This is a genomic window from Pseudomonas sp. rhizo25 (genome assembly GCF_031931935.1).
GTDB lineage: Bacteria > Pseudomonadota > Gammaproteobacteria > Pseudomonadales > Pseudomonadaceae > Aquipseudomonas > Aquipseudomonas synxantha.
In genome coordinates this window covers 606,938-627,432 of sequence record NZ_JAUJXA010000001.1, presented here as the reverse complement: position 1 = coordinate 627,432, position 20,495 = coordinate 606,938, and the positions used below count along the sequence as shown (strand labels likewise).

Sequence of the window (20,495 nt, the reverse complement as noted above, 5' to 3'; positions counted from 1 at the left end):
GCGTAGCGTTTGAGATACGTCGGTTTGGCTGTTAGTTTGTCAAAAATATTTTGACAACGGAGGACGTGGCCCATGGTCAGCCTGGACCGATTCGACACCTTCAAGGCCGTGGTCGAGGCGGGCTCGCTCACGGCCGCCGCGGATCTGCTCGGCCAGACCCGCGCCGTGGTCAGCTTCAACCTCAAGCGCTTGGAAGCGGAGTTGGGCGTTACCCTGCTGACCCGCAATACCCGCCAGCTGGCGCTCACCGATGCCGGCGAACGTTTCTACCTGCGCTGCACCCGCATGCTTGAAGAGGCTCGTTTGGCGGTGGAAGAAGCCCGCTCCGAGCACGCGCAGCTCAAAGGCACTCTGCGGATCACCACCACCGTGGAATACGCCCTGGCCGTGGTCGCCCCGGCGGTAGAAGCCTTTCGCCGCCTGCACCCGGACCTGAATATTCACTTATCCACATCCTCCACCCATGCCGATCTGATTTCCGAGCGTTTTGACGTAGCGATTCGCCTGGGTCGCTTGCTGGACTCCAATCACCGCGCCGTGCAGTTGTCGACGTTTGACGTGTTCGCCGTCGCGGCGCCAGCGTTTGCAGGCGTTAAGACCTTGGATGAGTTGGAACAGGTGCCCAGGCTGGGCCATGGTCGCCTGACCGAATTGAGCGTGACCGACCCCGGCGGCAATGAGCACCAATACCGTGCCGGTCCCGCCGCGTTAGTGGCCGACAGTGCGGCGGTGCTCCAGACGTTTGCCGTGCGTGGCCATGGTGTGGCGATTCTGCCGCAATGGCTGGTGCAGGATGATCTGGACGCAGGCAGGCTGGTGCGCGTGTTGGCGGACCATCGCTTTGCGCCGCAAGGGATCTATGCGATGTATCCGGATACGCGGCATTTGCCGCTGAAAGTGCGGGCGTTTATTGATTTTATGAAGGGTTGGTATCAGTTGGTTAGTTGACGGATGACATTTACGAGGATGGGGGCAAAAGGCTTCAGCCGATTGTGCGCATCGGGCAGTCTTAAGTCTTCCAGTAGCATCTTCAGAAGCTCGCCGTCTTCGGCTTCAAGGTCATTGCCTTCCATTCCGTAGTCGAAGAGCAGCGTATCAAGAATGGATTTTCTGGCGCTGAACAGCGTGCGATTGTTTTCACGGCAGTCGCCAAGGTTCAGCACTTGGATGGACGTGATCGCCCTGGGGCTCAAACCCTCCACACGGCCTGATAGATAAAACTTCAGTTCGGTTTCGCATTCGTCCATCAAGGATGTCAGTGGCAATGTCTGATGTGCATGGGCTTTGCCACACTGTTTGCTGCGGTTGCAGCTGGCGACGATATTTGAATAATCGAGCGTCCGATGGGGGTGGGTCTCCCGGGCCGCAACGTGTTCGTTATGGGCAGTCTCTTGGGTAATTGCATGGCAGCAATACGCGCACAAACCATGCTGCTCTTCGATACAGGCTTGGCGAATACTGTTTCTTTCTTCGTGGGTTAGGTCGCAGTAGCGACCTTTCGGATTGTCGCGCATCCATTTCGTCAATTCTGCTGGTTCATTTCCTTTTATGATCTTACGCACTGCGCAACTCCAGCTTGCGGATCAGAAGGGCGGCTTTGGTCAGTTCGATATGGCCAGGGGGCAGGTCAGTGGACAGCTCTTCGAACAGTGCATTGGCTTCTTTCAGCTTTTTTTCTTGCAGCAACTCCAGCAAGCGATCCAGTCGAGACTGAACTTCACTGTTGCGTATATCTGTGTCCATGACGCTGAGCAGTACCTGATTGGCATCAAGGCCGTATAGGCCGGTGCGCTCCTCCAGTTCGCCATCGTCGAGGACATAGCACAGGACGTTCTTGGTATCGCTGATCACCAATGGGGAATGGGTCGTCAGGATGAATTGGCAGTTGGGGAAGGTTTCAGTGAGTTGCTGGATTAGGCGGCGTTGCCATTGAGGGTGCAGATGAAGGTCGACCTCGTCGATTAGGATGACACCAGTGCCTTCAAGCGGATTCTTCAATGAGGGATTCATGAGTGCCAAGCGGCGAGCAATGTCGCCGACAAGTGCCATCAGTGATTTTTCCCCTTGAGAAAGTTGAGAAACACTGAGTGTATTGCCTAGCTTGTCGATAGCCATATGCAATCTAGGTTTTCGCTGGACTCTAAGGTTGCTAAAGTCAGGCATAAACTTGCTGACGGCGGTCCGCACGGCATTTAGCTGAGGATCACGTGATGCTAGGTGCATATTTTTCAGCTCAGATACCAGTTTTTCATCCGTACTGGAGATTTTTTCCAGCTGTTCCATTACGGCTGAGGATATGCCCTGCTCGTTCTCAGTATCTTCTCTGTCACGGAACCATTCAAAAAACCGTCCGAAATCTACGCCACCATTTAGAGCGTTTTCGTATCCATCAAACTGATCGAATGGATTTTCGGATTTTCGGATTGTTAGTGGAACGTCAAGGACAGATCTTTCGACAGGGTAGAAGGCCACTAGGGGAAGTGAGCCGCTGCCATCAATCAACCCTAGATGAACGCGATAGAGTTCAGCCAGCTCAGTTAACTTAGTAAGAGAGCTATTTACCTTTGCTTTATGGCCCCGCAAGGTGCGAGCAAGTGTCCATGAATAGGTCGCCGAGGCTGATGCTGACGGGTGAGTTATACCGCTGACTTCAGCCTCGATTGTCGCGAATCGCTCACCATTAGTGACCACATCCTCTTGGATGGGACTGCCGCCGCCATTGTCGGTGCGAATGCGGCCAACCAGCCAACTTAACGACGTGGCTATCGACTTCAAAATCGTCGTCTTCCCCGCCCCATTGTTCCCCACAAACACCGTCACCTTCGACGCATGCTTTTCGGTAGGCGCAAAGGCGACTTCCAAGTCGGCAAAACGACCGACGTTATTCAGTCGAATTTTTCTGATTTCCATCGCATTACCCTTGTGGGGCCAGTCAGTTTCAAGAGGCAGGCGGCGATTATGGCACTCATCCCGGATTTTGGCAGGTAGGCTTCACGCTTGCTTACAACACACCACCCAACCCAAAACGCTTCTTCAACACCTTCTCCAGCAACCCCTTGGGCAACAACGCCGCCATCAGCGGCAACGCCCGGCTGCCATTGCCTGAACGCAACAGACGCGGTGGCTGCGCTCGCTGCACGGCCTTGAGCACATCCGCGGCAAATTCACTGGCCGGGGTGGGTTTATCCTGGGAGGCTTGGCTGCGTGCCCGAATGCCTTCGCGCAACGACCACCAGGGTGACTTTTCGTTGATCAACAGTTCGGCCTGAGCCCCGGCGTTTTTCGCGAAGCGGGTATCAATGGCGCCGGGCTGTACTTCCATTACCCGCACGTCAAAAGGTGCCAATTCCATGCGCAGGGCATCGCTCAAGGCATGTACAGCCGCTTTGGACGCGCAGTAGGCGCCGGCGAACGGTGTGACCAGTACTCCGGAAACACTGCCGATATTCACCACCAAGCCTTTATTGCGACGCAGGGCGGGGAACAGTGCCTGGGTCACGCCGACGATGGAAAATACATTGGTTTGGAACTGGCGTTGCATCGCTTCGGTGCCGCCGTCGAGCAACGGGCCCATGGCGCCGTAGCCGGCGTTGTTGACCAGTACATCCAGCTCGCCCAATTGCTCGGCCAGACGTTGCAAGGCGGCGCTGTCGTTGACGTCCAACTGCACGGCATTGAAGCTTGCGGCAGCGAGGGCGGCGACGTCATCGGGCTGGCGAGCGCTGGCCCACACGTTGAAGCCTGCGGCTTTGAACGCGTCGGCGAGGGCGCGGCCGATGCCACTTGAGCAACCGGTGATCAGTACGTTGGGCATGCATCATTCCTTTGTCAGTCCGAGAAACTGCCTTGCAGGTGCTCGGCGCGAAATTCCAGGGTTTGCGGGCGATAGCCGGGGCGCAGTGGCGGGGTGGGCAGGCAATCGTCCCAGGTGGCGCCGGCCTGTAATTCGCCTGGGCCACGATAGCGCGGGGCGGCGTAGACGTTGTCGGCCAGGTTGACTATGTCCCCCGGCGCATAGGCCGCGACGCGCCAGCGCAGTTCGGTCAGCGGTACGTCGTTGCCGTTGTTCAGGGTCAGTTTTAAAGGACGGTCGGCCGGGCATTCCTGCGGGGCGTAAGTAATGCGTAGTTCAAGGCGAGCCAATTGCGCGGCCTCGCGGTTGTCCAGCCAGACGACCCAGACGGCGATGAAACCCAGGCCGACGGCAGCGGCCAGCGATACCGGCAGCGCCTTGGCCGGATAGCGCAGCAGCAGAACCAGCCAGGTGATGATCAGGAGAACGCCGAAGAACATGGAGACCACCTCGAATAGGGAACGAGCATCCTAACTTAAGCGTAGGTGTGACCGCGATCGGGTACTTGAGCTTACATTTCCAGCGGAACCACTGCGCCTTGAACACTCACACATCTGACGCCCTACAGGGAGTGTAGCGACAACATTCACACTTCCCTATGAGGCTCATTTTATGTTGGGACCTACCCCGAATTCGCCCCGTCTTCTTTCCGTGCAAAGCGTCAACACCACAGACGCATTTGCAGCCAAATTGGTCAGCAACGCTGAAACTGCCAATGACGCGGACTCGCACAATCGCGTGCCTATTTCGCCGGTTTTAACCTACGCACCCGCTGGCACTTCTGTTCCCAGTTCGCCCGGCATACCACCTGTCAGGGTGGAGTATCCGCAGCTAGTACGGCAATTCAAGGTCACCGATCAGGAGGCACTCGTCACCCAACATGCCTTTTTAACCCGCGACATGCAGCGTTTGCATGGTGAGCAACCGAGTTTCAATGATTTCCTGCGCCAGCAACTAGGCCAAATGGTCCCGGACCAGCCGTCCCTGAGGCTAAAAGACCTGACGTTCAAACGCTGGATCACGCAGAGCGATGGCACGGTGAAAACGCTGTCTTCAGAGCCACTACGGGACGCCTTGAGCAGAAAGGTGGTGAGCCTGTTGACCGATCCTGACCAGAAGGACGAGGCAGACAGCGCCGAACAGTTCGGCATATTTACCCGTGCTTCAGACGGCTCCGAGAGTGTCAGCGTCAATGTGCAGCTCACGCTGGATACGATTGCCCGGCGCATTGTCACGCAATTTGCGCCGACCCTTCAGGCATTCTGGACAACACCTCGCCCGACTTTGCGAGACCCCAACGTTCTGGAGTCTCCTCAGAATCAGTTGTTGGCTCTGCATAAGCAACAACTGTCGACCCTCGCCGCGTTGCGTGTGAGTGATGGAACACTGAGCGCGGCGAGCAAGCGATTGATCGACGCCGCATTGCAGTACCCCACGCTGGCCGAACGGGAAGCGGCCTTTCCCAATGATGCACGCCCGGGTGTCTACCCGCTTACCATGGATGATGGCACTGAGCGCGGCGCCTTGATGGCGGGCAGCTTCCTCATCACCAGTACTGACGGGTCCGAGGCGACGCCTCCCACCTGGGCGAAAGGCCGGACCCTGCCTCTCAATGATGCAAACGGGCCGGTTGTGCTGTACACCCCAAGTGAAGGGTTCGAAGAGTTCGCTACACCTGCCCAGGCACGCCAGGTACTTGCGCAGCGTCTTGATGCGGCGGGCCCCAATGCTGATCTATTGCGGCAAACGCTGCCATTGGCGCTGCAAAACAAGACCGAGCCACCCTCTGGCGATGATTTGATGTGGAGCGTCGAACCCTTGGCAGGGGATGTGCTGGGCGAGGGCATTTCCCGGATGCTCAAGCGCCAGGAGGAGGAAATCAACGCGAACTTTTCCCGCGCAGCGACGGACCCGGGAGCATGGAAGGCTTTCGATAATGCCGCTGATTGGTCGTACCTGCTCAGTGGTGACAATGCTATGTTGGCGCGGGATGAAAAACTGGCTGATAAGCTGGCGCCTGAGTGGCTCAAAAATTTGACCCCGGAGCAAGAAACTCTCTTTGATTTTCTGGAGCACTCCGAGGCAATTAGCACACGTGCGCTGGCATCGATGCTGGAAAAACTTCCTGCTTTGAACGTCTTTGCCCGAGACCGGATAAACGAAGCAATCAAAAAGCTGTACCCGAGCGCGCAGGTGAATGCGGACAAGTTGATGGTGCAGGTGAAAACCAGGTCGAGTCTGCAGAGTGGCGGACGAGGCAGTACCCATACACTCGGCTTCAACAACACAAGTATGTCGCTGACGGATCTGGCACTGAAAAACCCCAGCGAATTTCCAGCCATTGAGAGGGGCCGGTTCACTCAAGTCACGTACACATTGCCGCTGACCGACACCCAGGGCAACCCGATCCTGGATGCTGAAGGCAAGCCCGTAATTCTGGATACCGAGCAGCTCAAAGCGTTGGTCAACACCACTGATGTGGGGGGAGGGTATACCCGATTGCTTAAAGAACAGTTGGCCACGGACACCCAGGAGGGTGCTGCGGGTGAGCTGCGCAAAGCATGGAAAGCCAGCCTGAGTGACGCGCTGGATAAAGAAGCTTTTCTGGCATCACTCAACCCCGATGCCTACACGTCGCCAGCGATCCTCGACACGAGTTCCAAACGGGGCGCGCAGTGGGTTGCGGCTGTTCTTGATCATCCAGATCCGGCCGACCGGCCTCAGGTCGATGGAAAAAACATTGTCGTCAATGCGCTTGTCCAGCGTGGGTTGCCGGTTCAGGGCGTCATGGTGATTGGCAACCAGACAGACAAACAGCTGGTGCTGTACACGCCGGATGCGCCCGACGGTGTGTCCTTTCGCGAAGTGGCCGATGAAGAAGCTTTGAATGCCTTGATGGATAAAAAGGAGTGGAGGCTTTACAGCGCGAGCAGGACATCACCGATCGATAAAAATGATGTGGTCAAAGCTGGCGAGGCCATCAGGTCGTATGCGTTCGATGCGACGAAGAATCCAGTGCGCACCGTCGGACTGCTCATCGACATGCTCAAGTTGACGAGTGCTCGCATGACACTCAAGCCCATCGATGGCAACTTCCAGGAGGAACTGTACAAGCAAAAAGTAAAATCGCTCATCGACCATGCTGACCATCAATCCGTCAGTAGCGCCGAGGTTGCGACTCAATCGAAAATCAACAAGGCTCTATTCGGTATTGAAGTGGCGATGATCTTTGCAGACTTGTTGCCTGTGCTCGGCAAAGGCGTGTCGATGGGGGTGCGCTTAGGTAAAGCAGCCTTGACGACCTTGCGCGCCAATGCCCGAATCCTGCCACGGCTGATCAAGAAACCGGGGCTACTGCGTGGGGTTTATTCGGAGTTCAGTGTGGCTGCCTCTGGTATCCCCAACGTTCGTGTCGCGCCGTTGCGGCCGGTCCCCAAGAGCCCATTGACCAGCAGGGCACCTGCTCCAGTGATCCCGTTACATACGTCAGGTAGTGTGCCTGCGTCAGCGGCCGGCGCGAGCCAAAACCTCAACCTGAGTGCCATTGCTGTGTCGGACGATGTCATCAAAGGCCGGCCGTTGAGGCCCGACGGCACCTACAACGTCGGCGACAATTGGTACGTGCGCTTTACCGACGATACCCAGGTCAGCAGGGTGTATCAGATTGACTCGGCCTTCCATGCGCGCGATGGGCGAGTCGCGATCATCGATCCCGGCATGCCCTCGACCGCGCCAAAACTCTATCGGGTACGGGCGTTTCTGCAGTCGGACGGTAATGGTGGATGGCGATCGAGCCGATTGCCAGGTGGGGCTCCACAACCTACGACGGTTTCCCAGGGTACCAAACGCCCGGCGAGCCAGGGCAGTTCTACAACCGGCGCCGGCACGAGTAGCGCGACAAATGGCCTACCGGCCTCCAAGCGACCCAGGGTGCCTGAAAGTTTCCCGGGCGAAAAAGCGCTGATGGAGCCGCCGGTCAAAGGTAAAAATGTTTTTTATCACTACACCTGGGCCAAGCCGCATGCCGCGATAACGGCCGATCGAAGTCTTTCGCCTTCAAGTTCAGACTTGAGCGGTCAACCTCTTCCCGGCAAGCGAGGCAGGCATTACTTTACGGACTTGGCGCCAGGGGATATGCCGACCAAGCAGATTTCCGAAACCATCTTCGGAAAGCGTAAACATGGCAATGCGCTGGATAAAATGTCGCACTACTATGAAGTCAATACCTCGGGTTTGAATGTCATACAAAGCCCAAATAACCCGCATATTTTTTATGTGGATATACCGTTTGAAATTCCGTTGAAGTACCGGGGCGGGCCAAACGGTGAGTTAGTTGATCGTGTCATTTCCCATGGGAAAACACCGCTTAAATTGTAAGTACATGGCGGCTGCTTTCACGTAGAGCGTGGAAGCAAAAAGCCCCCACCCAACCCACTGCGGATAGGGGACGCAATGGGCTGGGTGAGGGCTTCTTGTACGACTGTTTTATTGCGCGATAGTTTTCACCGACACGCCACGTTCAACCGGCGTCGAGCGACCGTAGATATCTTCGAAGCGCTCGATATCGTCTTCGCCCAAATAGCTGCCCGACTGCACTTCGATGATCTCCAACGGGATCTTGCCCGGATTGCGCAGGCGGTGCACCGAGGCGATCGGGATGTAGGTGGACTGGTTCTCGCAAAGCAGGAACACGTTCTCGTCACAGGTGACTTCGGCGGTGCCGCTGACTACGATCCAGTGTTCGGCACGGTGGTGGTGCATCTGCAGGGACAGGCACGCGCCCGGCTTGACCGAGATGTGCTTGACCTGGAAGCGCCCGCCCATGTCCACCGAGTCGTAGGAGCCCCACGGACGATAGACTTCGCAGTGGTTCTGGGTTTCGCTGCGGCCTTGCTCGTTGAGGGTGTTGACCATCTGCTTGACGCCCTGGACCTTGTCCTTGTGGGCAATCATCATCGCGTCCTTGGTTTCCACCACCACGATGTTGTCAAGGCCGATCACCGACACCAGTTTGCCGTTGCCATGCACCATGCAGTTGCGGCTGTCCTGGATCACCACGTCGCCTTTGCTGACGTTACCGTTGGCGTCTTTGTCATTGACCGCCCACAGCGAGGCCCAGCAACCCACGTCGCTCCAGCCGGCGCTCAATGGCACCACGCAGGCACGCTGGGTTTTTTCCATTACTGCGTAGTCGATGGAATTGTCCGGGCAGCAGGCGAAGGTGGCGTCGTCGAAGGTCACGGTGTCGTGGGTCTGCTCGCTGCGCTCCAGGGTCAGTACGCAGGTGTCGTAGATGTCCGGATCGTGCTTTTTCAGCTCTTCAAGGAAGCGGCTGGCACGGAACAGGAACATGCCGCTGTTCCAGAAGTAACCACCGCTTTTGACGAACTCGATGGCGCGCTTTTCATCGGGTTTTTCCACGAACTGCTGCACGCGGCTCACACCTTCGGGCAGCAGCGAGTCGTTGGTGGACTTGATGTAGCCGTAACCGGTTTCCGGACGGGTCGCCGGTACGCCGAACAGCACCATCTCGCCACGCTCGGCGGCCACGGTGGCCAGGGCCAGGGCACGTTGCAGGGCTTTCTGGTCGTCGATCACGTGGTCGGCGGGCAGCACCAGCATCAGTTCGTCGCGGCCTTCGTTAACCAGCATCATCGCGGTCAGGGCCACGGCCGGTGCGGTGTTGCGGCCAAATGGCTCCATCAGGATGCGTTGGCATTCGAGCTTACGTGCGCTCAGTTGCTCATTGACGATGAAGCGGTGGTCTTTGTTGCAGACCACGATAGGGGAGTCCATGCCTTCGAACACCAGGCGCTCCAGGGTTTGCTGGAACAGCGTGTGCTCGCCGGTCAGGGCCAGGAACTGCTTGGGGAACTGTTTACGCGAAAGCGGCCAAAGACGTGAGCCGCTACCACCGGAAAGGATTACTGGGATCATGGGTGTTTCTCCTTGAATCAGTTTGGGTCAGAGCTACGAAGGTTTGTCGTTTCACTCTTGTTTTTGTCTCGTATCCTGGCCGGCCGCAGCCGACCAGGAAAATTCATTCAGCGGGTCGACACCGGGCGTTTCACCCAGACTGGCGACAGGCTCGAACCGGAACCGGTGACGTACAGCACCGCTGCCTCACCGCGCTCCAGGGCAACCGGCTTCACATCGCCGACCTTCTTGTCGCCGTCATACAGCGCCAGGCTCACCTTCACCGGGTTGATCTCGCGCTCGCCACGGCCCTTGGCGGCCACCGACTTGACCACATCGGTCTTGCCGTCGGCAGTTTTCAGGGTCAGGGCCTTGTCGCTGAGGTTCTGCACGCGTACCAGGGATTTCTGCTTGTTCTTGAACGGCGGCTCTTCGATCAACTGAGGTTGGCCGCTGCTGTTGTTGACCAGGGTGTAGTAGTGATCGGCAGCGAGTTTGACCGGCACGGTCTGGCTGCCGACCTTGGCGCTGTAGTCACCGCCCGGCATGAAGCTGAAGTCGCTGCTGGCCAATGGCGCCACGTCGCTGAGGTTGGTGCTGCCGACGGTGGCGCTGACTTCCTGGTTGCTGGCGTTGTAGATGCGCACGAAGCTCGAACCCTTTGGCGCGGTTGGGCCGTACAGGGCGGCGTCACCACCGGCGAAGGCTGACATCGATACGAAGCTCAAGCCGGCAGCGATGGCCAGGGTCTTGGCGAGACGACGCGGAGTAGTAGTGAAAGTCATGTGAGTTACCTCTCTTTCAGTTTTGCGCCCGGTCGGGCGTCTCGGATTTAGGTGTGTTGCTTGCCATGTTCTGTTGGCGCGAACCGGCTTGTTTAAGCTGCGCAACCCACGATGGGTCGGCATCACCGATTTCGTTATTTACGGGCAGATAGCGTTCGGGAAATTCCCAGATCAGCACCTGGGGCGGGTTGTTCTTGAAGTCGTCGCTTTTCAGGTAGCTGAGCATCGGCAGGATCGGGCCGTGGCCGTCTTCGGCGTAGCTGACCACGTCACTGCCCAGGGCTTGCTTGAGGGCGCCGACGAAGTTCCAGTTGGGGTTGGCGCTGTAGCTGGTGCCCACCAGTGCCACTGGGGTTTCGCTGTCGCTGAACAGCGCGTCGTCGCCTTTGGTTTCGGCCAGGTGCGTGACGCGTTTTTCCAGCGGCTCTTTAGGTGGCATCAGGTTTTCGAACAGCGGGTCCAGGGGCAGGAACAAGCGCAGGTCGCCTTTGTGTGGCTCGATCTTTTCGGCCTCGGTGACAAAACGCTGCGGCTCGCCGCTCAGCGGGGTCTTGTCGGCAATGGTTTTCGCCAGTTGCTTGGCGGCGATTTCCGCGCCATCCGGCGTCCAGTGGGTGTCGGTGCGCAGGAATACCTGCTTGCCGCCCAGCTTGGCCTGTTGCAGCGGCCCAAGCAGGTCGGGGGCCGGGATGTTGTCGGCGGCGACCCGGGCGTGGAAGTCCTGGTACAGGTTGGCGTGAATGCTCGCCGGTTTCACCTCACCCAGGTGTTCCGGGTACAAGCGCACCTTGGCCGGCACGATCGCCATTACCAATTGAATGCCCTGGGCCTTGAGCTTCTGGCGCACGCCCTCGACCAGCGCGTAGTTGCCCTCCAGGTTCTGGTCTTCGTTGACGGCGGGGTTGAATTCCTCATCGCTGTACAGCCAGTGATCGCGGCCCAGCACCACCCCAGGGCGGCCCTCATTGAACAGCTTGTAGTCCAGCGCTGCCCACAGGTTGGTGCCGATGCGCTTGATCGGGAATTCGTCGTCGTAATGGGTCTCGACGGCTTTGGTCCAGCGCCCGTTAAGCACGGTGGCGTCAGCATTGGTGCTGAAGCCCATGAAGCTGCGCAGCGACCAGGCGCCCAGTGCCAGCAACAGCACCATGAACAGGCTGATATAGAGGACGCGTAATGAACGGGTCATGGTCGGCTCCCTCAGAATTGGAAGTAAAGGAACGGCGAGAAACTCTGCGCCGACAGTTTCAGGATCGACGCCACGAACAGCAGCAGCACCGCAGCGCGCATGGCGTAGCGTGGCCAGTCAGCGGTCCAGTAGGCCGGTTGCACGGCGGCGTCACGGCCTACGCTGAAACCAGGCTCGTGGATGCTGCCAGGGTTGTCGCCAGGCACTGCCTTGATCAGGCTCGGGTCGGCCGGCTTGGTTTTCTCGGCAGGGCGATTAGTGTAGAAGTCGCGCAGGCCGAAGAACGCCAGGGTCGCGTAGGCCACCACCAGGGTCGCCACTTGCAGGCCGGTGAGGTTGGCGCGGTTGAGTTCCGACAGCGACCACTCGCCAAAGCTGAACATCGCACCGTACATGCGCCCGGCGACGTGCAGGTTTTCAGCGCGGAAGATCACCCAGCCCATCACCACCAGCAGGAAAGTGAAGGCCCAGCGCAGCACATTGAAGCTGCGCGGCGCGGTGTTCAGGCCAATGGCTTTTTCAACCGCCAGCCACATGCCGTGCCAGGCGCCCCAGACGATGTAGGTGATGTTCGCACCGTGCCACAGGCCACCGAGCAGCATGGTCAGGAACAGGTTGCGATAGGTGGTCAGCGTGCCTTTGCGGTTGCCGCCCAGGGTGATGTACAGGTAATCACGCAGCCAGGTAGAGAGGCTGATGTGCCAGCGCCGCCAGAACTCGGTGATCGACTGGCTGATGTACGGCTGTTTGAAGTTTTCCATGAAGCGAAAACCCATCATCAGGCCCAGGCCGATGGCCATGTCGCTGTAGCCGGAGAAGTCGAAGTACAGCTGCGCGGTGTAGGCCAGTGCACCCAGCCAGGCGTCGCCGGTGGTGGGGTTTTGCAAGGCGAAGCAATGGTCGGCCACCACCGCCAGGGTGTCGGCAATAAAGACTTTCTTGATGAAACCCTGCATGAACCGCGTGCAGCCCTCGGAGAACTTGTCGAGGGTGTGGGTGCGGTTGTTGAACTGGTCGGCCAGGTCACGGAAACGCAACACCGGGCCGGCAATCAAGTGCGGGAAGATCGCCACGAACGCCGCGAAGTCGATCAGGTTGCGGGTCGCCGGGGTGTCGCCACGGTACACGTCGATGATGTAGCTGATGGACTCGAAGATGTAGAACGAGATCCCGATCGGCAACAGCACGTGGGTGAGGATGAAAGGCTCCAGGCCCGCCGACTTCATCATCACGTTGATGCTGTCGACGCCGAAGTTGGCGTACTTGAAATAGCCGAGGATGCACAGGTCGACTGCCACGCCGAGCAGCAACCAGCGCTGCGCCGGCTTGGTACGCACGCCGGCGGCACCGACCTTGAGGCCGATCCAGTAGTTCCACAGCGTGACGGCGGCGAACAGCGCCAGGAAGTCCACTCGCCACCAGGCGTAGAACACGTAGCTGGCAATCAGCAGCAGCAGATTGCGATAGCGTTGCCCGCTCAAGTAGTACAAGCCGAGAAAGATCGGCAAGAACAGAAACAGGAACACATTGGACGAGAAAACCATCCCGATCTCTCCATGTTTAACCAACAGTCAAGGGCCAGAGCCCCCCCAAACCCCCCCACGATTTCGGGGGAGGTTGTATTGCATTTCTACTGACGAAACCGGCTTCAAATGTGGGAGGGGGCTTGCTCCCGATAGCGGTGTGTCATTGAGCACAGATGGCGACTGTTACACCGCCATCGGGAGCAAGCCCCCTCCCACATTTTTTACCGCGTTTGCTCAGGAACCTTTTTTGCCTTTTTCGTGCGCCGGGTCGTAGACCTTGGTCAGGTCGCCACCCAGGCGGAATGTCTTGAACGGCTGCATCTCATGCTTGCGCTCGATCACATCCGGCGCGCAGGTGTAGAGCGTGCAGAAGGGCTCAAGCCAGGCAAATTTCATGTCTTCCTTGAGGTCCTTCATGTCCTGCTCTTTGCCGTTCTTCTGCTCGAAGATCTCCGGGTCTTTCACCCCGGCCAGCACCTTGTCGCCCAGGCGTTTGAGCGCGCCGTTGTTTTCCTGGCGCAGGTCCACGCCGTTGACCAGGGCAAAACTGGCGATCATCGACAGCGGCGGCAGGGCGTAGTTGTGATACGACAGGGCGCGCTGTTGGCGCTTCAACTCGTTCGGCAAAAAGCCTTGGTCATCGACCTGGTTGGCGCCGACCTTGTATTCCTTCACCGCCCAATCAAACAGGTCGCGGCGGTTAGTGGCGATGGAAGTCGCCATCACCGACCAGGCGGCCCAGTAGGAGTGGTTGTTGGTTTTTTCCAGCGGCAGGTTGTCCCAGTCGCTTACCACCTGGTCGGCCAGCTTGTTGAACCAGGCTTCGATCTGTTGGGATTCCTGCGGGTGCTTGGCCAGCGGCTGCGACTCGGAGAATTTCAGGCGTACATAGGCTGAAGCCATGCTGCCCAGTGCCCATTTGCGCATGGATTTGCCGGTGTGGTTGAAGTCCTTGGACATCAGCGCGTCGGCCTTGGCCCACGACACCAGCCAGTTCAGCGTGCATTCGAGCTGCTGGGGGCGGCCGTCACGCATGAACTGCATCACGCGCTTACTGGTGTCTTTTTCCAGCTTGGTGATGTCGGCGGTGCTGTCGCGAAAGGCCTTTTCGGACTGCACATTCAGCGTGGAGCGCGCCTTGTCCGAACCTTCGTACTTGCTGCGAAATTGCAGCGAACCGGTGTACGGCGCTGGCATGGCGTCGCAGTCATTCTTGAAGTCGCCGGTCTTGAACGCTTCGATCGGTGCGAAATAGCCCTGAGGCGGACGCAGTGGCGCGGCGGCGTTGGCGGCCCCGGCGAAGATCGCCAGGCCCAGCAACGATGGAATCAATAACTTTTGCATAAGTAACCTCATTGCCCGGTTGAAGCGGTTTGTTGACCGCCGGCTGGGAATACGTTGCGTGTGCAAATTTTCGCTTCGACCTTCTGCGCGGCAGCACCCTGTTCCGGGCCCTGCACTTCCACGGCCAGCAAGTTCTGCGAGGCCCAGTCTTCATCGGTGCGCAGTTCAAAGGCGAAACGCCCGTCTGTATCGGATGTTTCGGGTTTCTCGATCTTGATGTCCTCGTGGCGACCGTTCATATACCAGAGGGTGGCTTGCAAGGTTTTCACCGACGGATCGGCGAAGCGGATATCGACCTGGTGATTGGCGTTGCGCAGGTCCTTGTTGGCACTGTTGACCATCAGCTCGTTCTTGCCGGGCTTGAGGGTGGTGCTGGCGGACATCTGCGCGGTCTTGCCTTCGCACCCGTTGTCCAGCAGCGCCATCATCTGGCGATAGATGGTTTCCTGGTCGAGGCGGTACAGCGGCGAGAATTCCCAGATCAGGATCTTCGGCGGAGTCTTCTGGAATTCGTCGCTGCCCAGGTACTGGATCATCGACCCTTCCAGGCCACCGCCGGGGAAGGCGACGTTAAGGATGTCGGCGCCGATTTCCTCCTGGAGGAAGCCGGCGAAATTGTAGTTCTTGCCGCTGTGGCTGGTGCCCACCAGGGTAATCTGCGGGTTGCCCGAATCGCTGAACAGGTCGCCGTCACCGGCTTCGCCCTTGGGCTCGGTGGTGAACTGGTCCATGTACTGGATCGCATAGCTGGTGCCGCACAGTTGCCCGGCCATGTTGTGCAGGGTGCCGGTCTTGCCCATGCGGCCCGAGCGCTTGGTCTCGAATTCGCGCTTGGGAATTTCGGCGTACTCAGGCATTTGCTTGACCTTGGCCGCGACGATTTTCGCCGTGCGCTGGGCTCCGTACGGGGTCCAGTGCTGGTCACCGCGGAAGTAGAAATCGTGGGCCGGCAATTCGTCTGGCAATTGCTCGTTGGTCAGTGGCGAAAGGTCCGGCACTACGTAGCCCATCTTGGCGAAACGGCCAAGCATGGTCTTGTAGTTGGTCAGGGCCTTGTCGAAGTCGAACTTGGCTTTCTCTTCGGGGTTGAGCTTGTTGCGGTTCACCAGGCCACGGGTCGGTTGGTAGACCACCACCAGTTCCACGCCCTTGGCCTTGAACGCATCGTGCAACTGCTGCATGCGTTTGTAGCCTGCCGGTGTGGTGTCGAATTCGGTGCGCAGGTCTTCCTGGGTACGAAACAGCCAGTCGCCCTGGGCTTGTACCAGAGTGGTGAAGTTCTGCTGGTAGCGCGTGGTGTAGTTCTTCGCGTCATGGGCGGCCGGGCACAGGCTGCAGCATGGCTCGGCGGTGAAGGTCGGCGCCTTGACTTCGTCGGCGCGCACGCCCTGGCTGGCCGCAAGCAGGCCGAGGGTCAGACCCGAGAGGCTCAGCAGTTTGATCATGTGTGGGTGCATAAGGGTCATCCTCAGTCCTGCATTTCGGTCTGGCGTTCGACAGGGTCGATCAGCACGGCTTTCTGCTGGCGCACCAGCAAGTCGAGAATTTCTTCCTGGCGCTCGCCAAGAATGCCGTTGAAGCTGATGCCGCTGGATTTGGTCGGCGCCAGCATCGACACGCGGTACAGCTCGACACTCAGCGGCGAATCGATGGACAGCGGCCCGCTGCCGTTGCCCGCCAGTTCACCACCTACCACGATCAGCGAGACCTTAGCGTCGAATGGGTCGAGGGCAATGTCGCGGTCGGTGTCGGTCAAGTCCTTGATGTGGCCGTAGAGCCCCGTCAGGCCGTTGGCCATCGAGGTGTTTTCGTAGAGCTTGATATTCACGCTGTTACGCACACGAATGCCGTGGCGACGATTGGCGATGACCTTGTTGCCCCACAGCAGGTTGTCGCCGCTCTCATAGAGGGTGATGCCGTCGGTGTGGTTGCGGTAGATCTCGTTGTCGGCGATCAGGTTGTTCACGCTGTTACGGTCGATCACCAGGCCTGAGAGCTTGTTGTCGTAGCTGCGGTTGTTGAAGATGAAGCTGTCGTTCACTTCCCGGGAAATGATGATGCCGTGCTTCTTCTTGGTGCCGTACACCGTGTTGTCGGCGATGATCAGGCCGTGGGAACGGTCATGGGGGTCAATGCCGTAGACGATGTTGTCTTTGTAGGTATTGCCCTTGATCACGAAGCCCGTGGTCTCGTAGCAATAGAAGCCGTACCACATGTCCGAGAACTCGGAGTCGATGATCCAGCCGGTCGGCTCAGGACGCTTGAGCACCTTGGCCATGTTCGGCGTGTACTGGGAAATACTCACCCCGTAGGACTTACTGTTGGCGTAGCCGAAGCTGGCCATCTTGGTCTTGGAGATATAGGTCTCGGTGCCGCCCCAGGCCAGCAGGAACGGGCGGAATTCCTTGGCCGACTTGAACAGCGCCGGGCCATTGGCTTTTTCATCCCAACCGGTGACCTTGGTATCGCGCACAAACAGCTGGCCGTCGTTGATCAAAAACGAGCCGGCTTGCTGGGACAGACGCAATTCCTGGGTATTTTTGTCGATATCGAGGATGCCCTTGCGCCCGACCACGATCGGCAGCTTGGCCAAAAAGACACCCGGCGACGTTTCGCTGAAGTACTGCTTGGGCACCTTGCCCAGCAGGTCCTTGAGGTTCATGTAGCCATCGTCGACAAAGATCGCCTGGGGAATGCCGTGCTGGCGCACTACCCATTCGGCCATCTTGTTATCGCCACCGATAAAGTCCTTGAGCGCGTCTTCCTGCATCATGCGGCGCACGCTGATCTTGCCCGGCTTGGTCTTGACGATCTTCTTTTCCATGGCTGCGGCGGTGTAGCCCGACAGGTCCGGCAGGGCAGGCTTGGCCATTTCCAGCGGCGCGGTGGGCGGGCTGGAAATGGTGTAGGTCTTGGCCTGTTGCAGTTCCTTGGCGATGATCGGCGCCTTGGCCGTCGTATCGGCGAACGCTGTGGCGCTGGCCAACAGCATTGCCGCGACGAGTAGGCTTTGAGCATTCATGGCGCAGGCTCCCATCAGAATTTCCAGACCACGTCGACAAACGCGCGGTGCATGTAGGAGTCGACCTGGCTGCCATAGGCGTCGCCCGGCTTGAACACGCCGGCACGCAAGCGCACCAGGGCCGACGGCTCGTCGATCGACTGGCTCAGCGCGGCGGGCAGCAAGCCTTTCTTGAAGTACTTGGTGACCACCAGGTCCATCTCCTGGCCGAGGTCTTTCTTACCGTCTTCCAGAGGCAGGGACGTGCTGGAGAGGATCGCGCCGGTGACGTCATCGGTGTTGTTCTGCACTGCATCGATACCGTTGCTGCCCACCGGCTTGTTGCCGTCCACGCGCCAGAACTTGTGGTACACCAGGCTGGCGTCGTAGTCCTCGCGCAGCTGCCAGGAACCGAACAGGCTCATGGACTGCATGTTGTTCATCTCGCCGCGATACGCTTCGCCGAAGCGGTGCACGCGGGATTGGGTGCCGGTCCAGTTCGAACGGTTGCTTTGCAGGCCGTTCTGCTCGTACTCGGCACTGGCGCGGGAGTAGGCCGCGCCCACTTGCCATTGCGGGTCCAGACGCAGACGCACGCCGAGGTCGGTGGCCCAGCCACTCACGTTATCGCTGCGCTTGGCATTGGTCGGACGAGTGCCGTCGGCATTCAAGGCATTTACGGTGTCGCGGTCGCCGCGCATGCCGGTGATGCTGGCCCAGTAGTTGACGGTGTTGGTATTGCGCCAGTTGTAGGCGTCGCTGTTGGCTTCGATGCCGAGCCAGGTCAGGTCGCCGTTCTCGCGTTTGTCCAACGGGTCCGTGGCCACGCCTGGTTCGGCGTAGTCGAGCTTGCCGTCGTCATGGGTGTGGTGACCGCGCAGGCCGATCCACTGGCCCGGCGTCCACTGGTAGGCGGCGTCGGCGTAGAAGTGCTGGCGGTCCTTGTCCTTGGGCGAGAGTTCCTTGAGGTCGGTGCGGTACTCGCTGAAACGTTCGGCGGCGCCGACATTGGCCTTGAGCAAGGTGGTGTCGAAGGTCCAGTTCAGCGCTTCGATGTTGGTGTCGCGCCATTGGCCGTCGTCATTGCGCAGGCGTTGGCGACCGAACTTGAGGATCTCGCCGGGGTAGGGCGTGAAGCCGCTGTAGCCAACCCAGAACTCGCGCAGGGCCAGGTAGTTTTTCTTGGCCTTGCGGTCGTCGTTGCTCGACTGTTCGGTGGTGTCATCGGCCGACTGTTGCAAGGTGTCGGTCTCGATGATGTCGCTGGACACGACGGCCTGGCCCATGGCGTAGGCACTCCACGCGCCGCTTTCGCCGTAGATCCACGGGCGCAGGTCGAGGCCGATGCCGTTGACGTCGCCGCCTTTCTGGGTGCCGAGGTCGCGGTCATCTTCGGACTGTGCAGTGGCTTTGACCTCCAGGCCGAAGTTCTTGGCTTCGGTCAGCGCGGCCAGGGTCGGGCACGACCACAGCAGGGCGAAGGTCAGGCCGATACCGGCCTTGACGAATGGGTTGAGCTTCATAGGGATTCCTCGCCGTCTTCTTCTTGCAGGGCGTGCAGTTGCAGCGTGCTTTGGGCCAGGGTGCCGCGGGCGGCCAGTTCCTGTTGCACCAGGCGTTGGCCTTCGGCGCGTTGCTCAGGGGTCAATGGCGCCTCGAGCTGGGTAGCCAGGTCATTGGCCTCTGGCGTGTTCTGGGCCTTGGCCAGTTGGCTGAAGACATAGGCGTTCAATGGGTCGGGCTTGGTGCCCTTGCCTTGGGAAAACAGTTGGGCGATGGCGAAGTCGGCGCTGTTCTGGCCGTTGCGCGCAGCGGTCAGCAGGTGGTCCAGGGCTTTTTGCGGGTAGACCTTGCCCAGGTAGCCACGGCGGTAGATCTGGCCGAGGTAGTAATCGGCGGCCACTTCACGGCCCACGGCTTTTTCGAAGTGGGCTTCGGCGGCCTTGGCGTCGGCCGGCACCCACTTGCCTTCGTAGTAGAGCTTGCCCAGCAGCAGTTCGGCGCGCGGCTGGTCGGCGGCGCGGCCGTTGTCGAGGTACTTCATCATCTGGTCGACGTCGCCCATTTCGGGGAAGTCGTAGAGCAGTTGCGCCAGGCTGACCCAGGAGGCCGGGTAGGCAGGGGCGATTTTTTCAAGCAAAGCCTGGGCGGTTTTTTCGTCCGGCGTGCCGAGGCTGGCATCACCGAGTACGCGGGCCACGCTGTCGACGCGCTGGGCGGTGACGCTGCCACGGCTGTAGCCTGCTTCCATCTGCTTGAGCAGCTCAGCCTGTTTTTCCGGCTCGGCTTTTTTCTGGTAGACCGTGGCCAGCTCGACATAGCAGATATCGGTGGTGTTCAACGCGGCCTTGCAGATGCGCTCGACGTCATCCAGGTGCTGGTCGTAAGTGTCTTGGGTGCGATACAGCAGCACCTGGGCCAGGCCGGCTTCCGGGTAACCGGCCGCTTGCCATTTGCTGATCTGCTGCTGGGCATTCACGTTGGGAAAGCTGTGCGGGTATTGCAGGTACAGCATCGCCAGCGGGATCAGGGTGTTGCCTTCGCCATTGGCGAAGGCTTTTTTCAGCAGGCTTTCGGCTTCATGGTGCTCAGCTTCAGTGGCACCGGGCTTGGCCACCAGCAGGCGGCCAAGGCGCGCCTGGGCGCGGGGCGAAGTGTCCGCCGCCGCACGGTAAGTGGCTTCGGCCTGCTTGATTTGCGCCGGATCGCGGGTGCCTACCTGGATATCGGCCAGGCCCACCTGGGCCTCGCTGTAGCCCAGGTCTGCCAGTTGCTGGTAATTCTGCTGCGCGGTGACGGTATCGCCGCGTTTCAGCGCTTCATTGGCCAGGCGTTGGTCGGGCAGGCCGGCGCAACCGGCCAGGCTCATGGCCAGTGCCAG

General features: G+C 59.2%; 15 protein-coding genes. 2 read left to right on the top strand and 13 right to left on the bottom strand.

What is annotated here, in order from left to right; genetic code table 11:
• The first annotated feature begins 72 nt into the window (after positions 1–72).
• On the top strand, positions 73–948 hold the full coding sequence (locus QZR30_RS02940; RefSeq protein ID WP_068966223.1) for a LysR family transcriptional regulator: 876 nt from the start codon (positions 73–75) through the stop codon (positions 946–948).
• Here the strand turns inward: QZR30_RS02940 and QZR30_RS02935 are convergent.
• The 4 genes from QZR30_RS02935 to QZR30_RS02920 all read right to left on the bottom strand — a co-directional run bounded on the left by QZR30_RS02935 (position 933) and on the right by QZR30_RS02920 (position 4,293).
• The gene (locus tag QZR30_RS02935) at positions 933–1,562 is read right to left on the bottom strand and encodes a retron system putative HNH endonuclease (RefSeq protein ID WP_046070988.1); all 630 of its coding nucleotides are present in this window, start codon (positions 1,560–1,562) and stop codon (positions 933–935) included. The two genes, QZR30_RS02940 and QZR30_RS02935, sit on opposite strands and share 16 nt — an antisense overlap.
• Positions 1,555–2,910, bottom strand: a complete 1,356-nt coding sequence (locus tag QZR30_RS02930) for an AAA family ATPase (RefSeq protein WP_046070989.1) — start codon at positions 2,908–2,910, stop codon at positions 1,555–1,557. The genes QZR30_RS02935 and QZR30_RS02930 overlap by 8 nt, the downstream gene beginning before the upstream one ends.
• A gap of 91 nt (positions 2,911–3,001) precedes the next feature.
• Positions 3,002–3,814: an SDR family oxidoreductase gene (locus QZR30_RS02925; RefSeq protein ID WP_311902929.1), complete on the bottom strand. Its 813-nt coding sequence runs from the start codon at positions 3,812–3,814 to the stop codon at positions 3,002–3,004.
• 14 nt (positions 3,815–3,828) lie between these two features.
• Positions 3,829–4,293: a multidrug transporter gene (locus QZR30_RS02920; protein ID WP_311902928.1), complete on the bottom strand. Its 465-nt coding sequence runs from the start codon at positions 4,291–4,293 to the stop codon at positions 3,829–3,831.
• A gap of 172 nt (positions 4,294–4,465) precedes the next feature.
• Between QZR30_RS02920 and QZR30_RS02915 the strand changes: the two genes are divergently transcribed.
• Positions 4,466–8,230 (top strand): dermonecrotic toxin domain-containing protein, encoded by a 3,765-nt coding sequence (locus QZR30_RS02915; protein ID WP_311902927.1) that lies wholly within the window; start codon positions 4,466–4,468, stop codon positions 8,228–8,230.
• A gap of 108 nt (positions 8,231–8,338) precedes the next feature.
• Here QZR30_RS02915 and QZR30_RS02910 read toward each other — a convergent pair whose 3' ends face one another.
• The 9 genes from QZR30_RS02910 to algK all read right to left on the bottom strand — a co-directional run bounded on the left by QZR30_RS02910 (position 8,339) and on the right by algK (position 20,483).
• Complete coding sequence (locus QZR30_RS02910; RefSeq protein WP_046070992.1) at positions 8,339–9,790, bottom strand: mannose-1-phosphate guanylyltransferase/mannose-6-phosphate isomerase; 1,452 nt, start codon at positions 9,788–9,790, stop codon at positions 8,339–8,341.
• A gap of 107 nt (positions 9,791–9,897) precedes the next feature.
• Entirely contained in the window at positions 9,898–10,554 is a 657-nt protein-coding gene (locus tag QZR30_RS02905) for an alginate O-acetyltransferase AlgF (RefSeq protein ID WP_043049782.1), read from the bottom strand.
• Positions 10,555–10,570: 16 nt separating this feature from the next.
• Positions 10,571–11,743, bottom strand: coding sequence for an alginate O-acetyltransferase (locus QZR30_RS02900; protein ID WP_046070993.1), 1,173 nt, complete (start codon positions 11,741–11,743; stop codon positions 10,571–10,573).
• Positions 11,744–11,754: 11 nt separating this feature from the next.
• Complete coding sequence (locus QZR30_RS02895) at positions 11,755–13,287, bottom strand: MBOAT family O-acyltransferase (RefSeq protein WP_046070994.1); 1,533 nt, start codon at positions 13,285–13,287, stop codon at positions 11,755–11,757.
• A gap of 216 nt (positions 13,288–13,503) precedes the next feature.
• Entirely contained in the window at positions 13,504–14,613 is a 1,110-nt protein-coding gene (locus QZR30_RS02890; protein WP_081214400.1) for a mannuronate-specific alginate lyase, read from the bottom strand.
• 8 nt (positions 14,614–14,621) lie between these two features.
• On the bottom strand, positions 14,622–16,070 hold the full coding sequence (locus QZR30_RS02885; RefSeq protein ID WP_046072649.1) for an alginate O-acetyltransferase: 1,449 nt from the start codon (positions 16,068–16,070) through the stop codon (positions 14,622–14,624).
• An 11-nt stretch (positions 16,071–16,081) separates the two neighbouring features.
• A complete protein-coding gene (gene algG, locus QZR30_RS02880) occupies positions 16,082–17,650 on the bottom strand; it encodes a mannuronan 5-epimerase AlgG (protein ID WP_056845481.1) in 1,569 nt (522 codons plus the stop codon).
• Positions 17,650–19,137, bottom strand: a complete 1,488-nt coding sequence (locus QZR30_RS02875) for an alginate export family protein (protein ID WP_046070997.1) — start codon at positions 19,135–19,137, stop codon at positions 17,650–17,652. The genes algG and QZR30_RS02875 overlap by 1 nt, the downstream gene beginning before the upstream one ends.
• Positions 19,134–20,483: an alginate biosynthesis TPR repeat lipoprotein AlgK gene (algK, locus tag QZR30_RS02870; protein ID WP_311902944.1), complete on the bottom strand. Its 1,350-nt coding sequence runs from the start codon at positions 20,481–20,483 to the stop codon at positions 19,134–19,136. The genes QZR30_RS02875 and algK overlap by 4 nt, the downstream gene beginning before the upstream one ends.
• Between the last annotated feature and the right edge of the window lie 12 nt (positions 20,484–20,495).

Coding starts and splice junctions, on each gene's coding strand:
- QZR30_RS02930 (WP_046070989.1), bottom strand. CDS start 2,910: ATGGAAATCAGAAAAATTCGACTGAATAACGTCGGTCGTTTTGCCGAC.
- QZR30_RS02940 (WP_068966223.1), top strand. CDS start 73: ATGGTCAGCCTGGACCGATTCGACACCTTCAAGGCCGTGGTCGAGGCG.
- QZR30_RS02885 (WP_046072649.1), bottom strand. CDS start 16,070: ATGCACCCACACATGATCAAACTGCTGAGCCTCTCGGGTCTGACCCTC.
- algG (WP_056845481.1), bottom strand. CDS start 17,650: ATGGGAGCCTGCGCCATGAATGCTCAAAGCCTACTCGTCGCGGCAATG.
- QZR30_RS02905 (WP_043049782.1), bottom strand. CDS start 10,554: ATGACTTTCACTACTACTCCGCGTCGTCTCGCCAAGACCCTGGCCATC.
- QZR30_RS02890 (WP_081214400.1), bottom strand. CDS start 14,613: ATGCAAAAGTTATTGATTCCATCGTTGCTGGGCCTGGCGATCTTCGCC.
- QZR30_RS02900 (WP_046070993.1), bottom strand. CDS start 11,743: ATGACCCGTTCATTACGCGTCCTCTATATCAGCCTGTTCATGGTGCTG.
- QZR30_RS02920 (WP_311902928.1), bottom strand. CDS start 4,293: ATGTTCTTCGGCGTTCTCCTGATCATCACCTGGCTGGTTCTGCTGCTG.
- QZR30_RS02925 (WP_311902929.1), bottom strand. CDS start 3,814: ATGCCCAACGTACTGATCACCGGTTGCTCAAGTGGCATCGGCCGCGCC.
- QZR30_RS02895 (WP_046070994.1), bottom strand. CDS start 13,287: ATGGTTTTCTCGTCCAATGTGTTCCTGTTTCTGTTCTTGCCGATCTTT.
- QZR30_RS02910 (WP_046070992.1), bottom strand. CDS start 9,790: ATGATCCCAGTAATCCTTTCCGGTGGTAGCGGCTCACGTCTTTGGCCG.
- algK (WP_311902944.1), bottom strand. CDS start 20,483: ATGAGCCTGGCCGGTTGCGCCGGCCTGCCCGACCAACGCCTGGCCAAT.
- QZR30_RS02875 (WP_046070997.1), bottom strand. CDS start 19,137: ATGAAGCTCAACCCATTCGTCAAGGCCGGTATCGGCCTGACCTTCGCC.
- QZR30_RS02915 (WP_311902927.1), top strand. CDS start 4,466: ATGTTGGGACCTACCCCGAATTCGCCCCGTCTTCTTTCCGTGCAAAGC.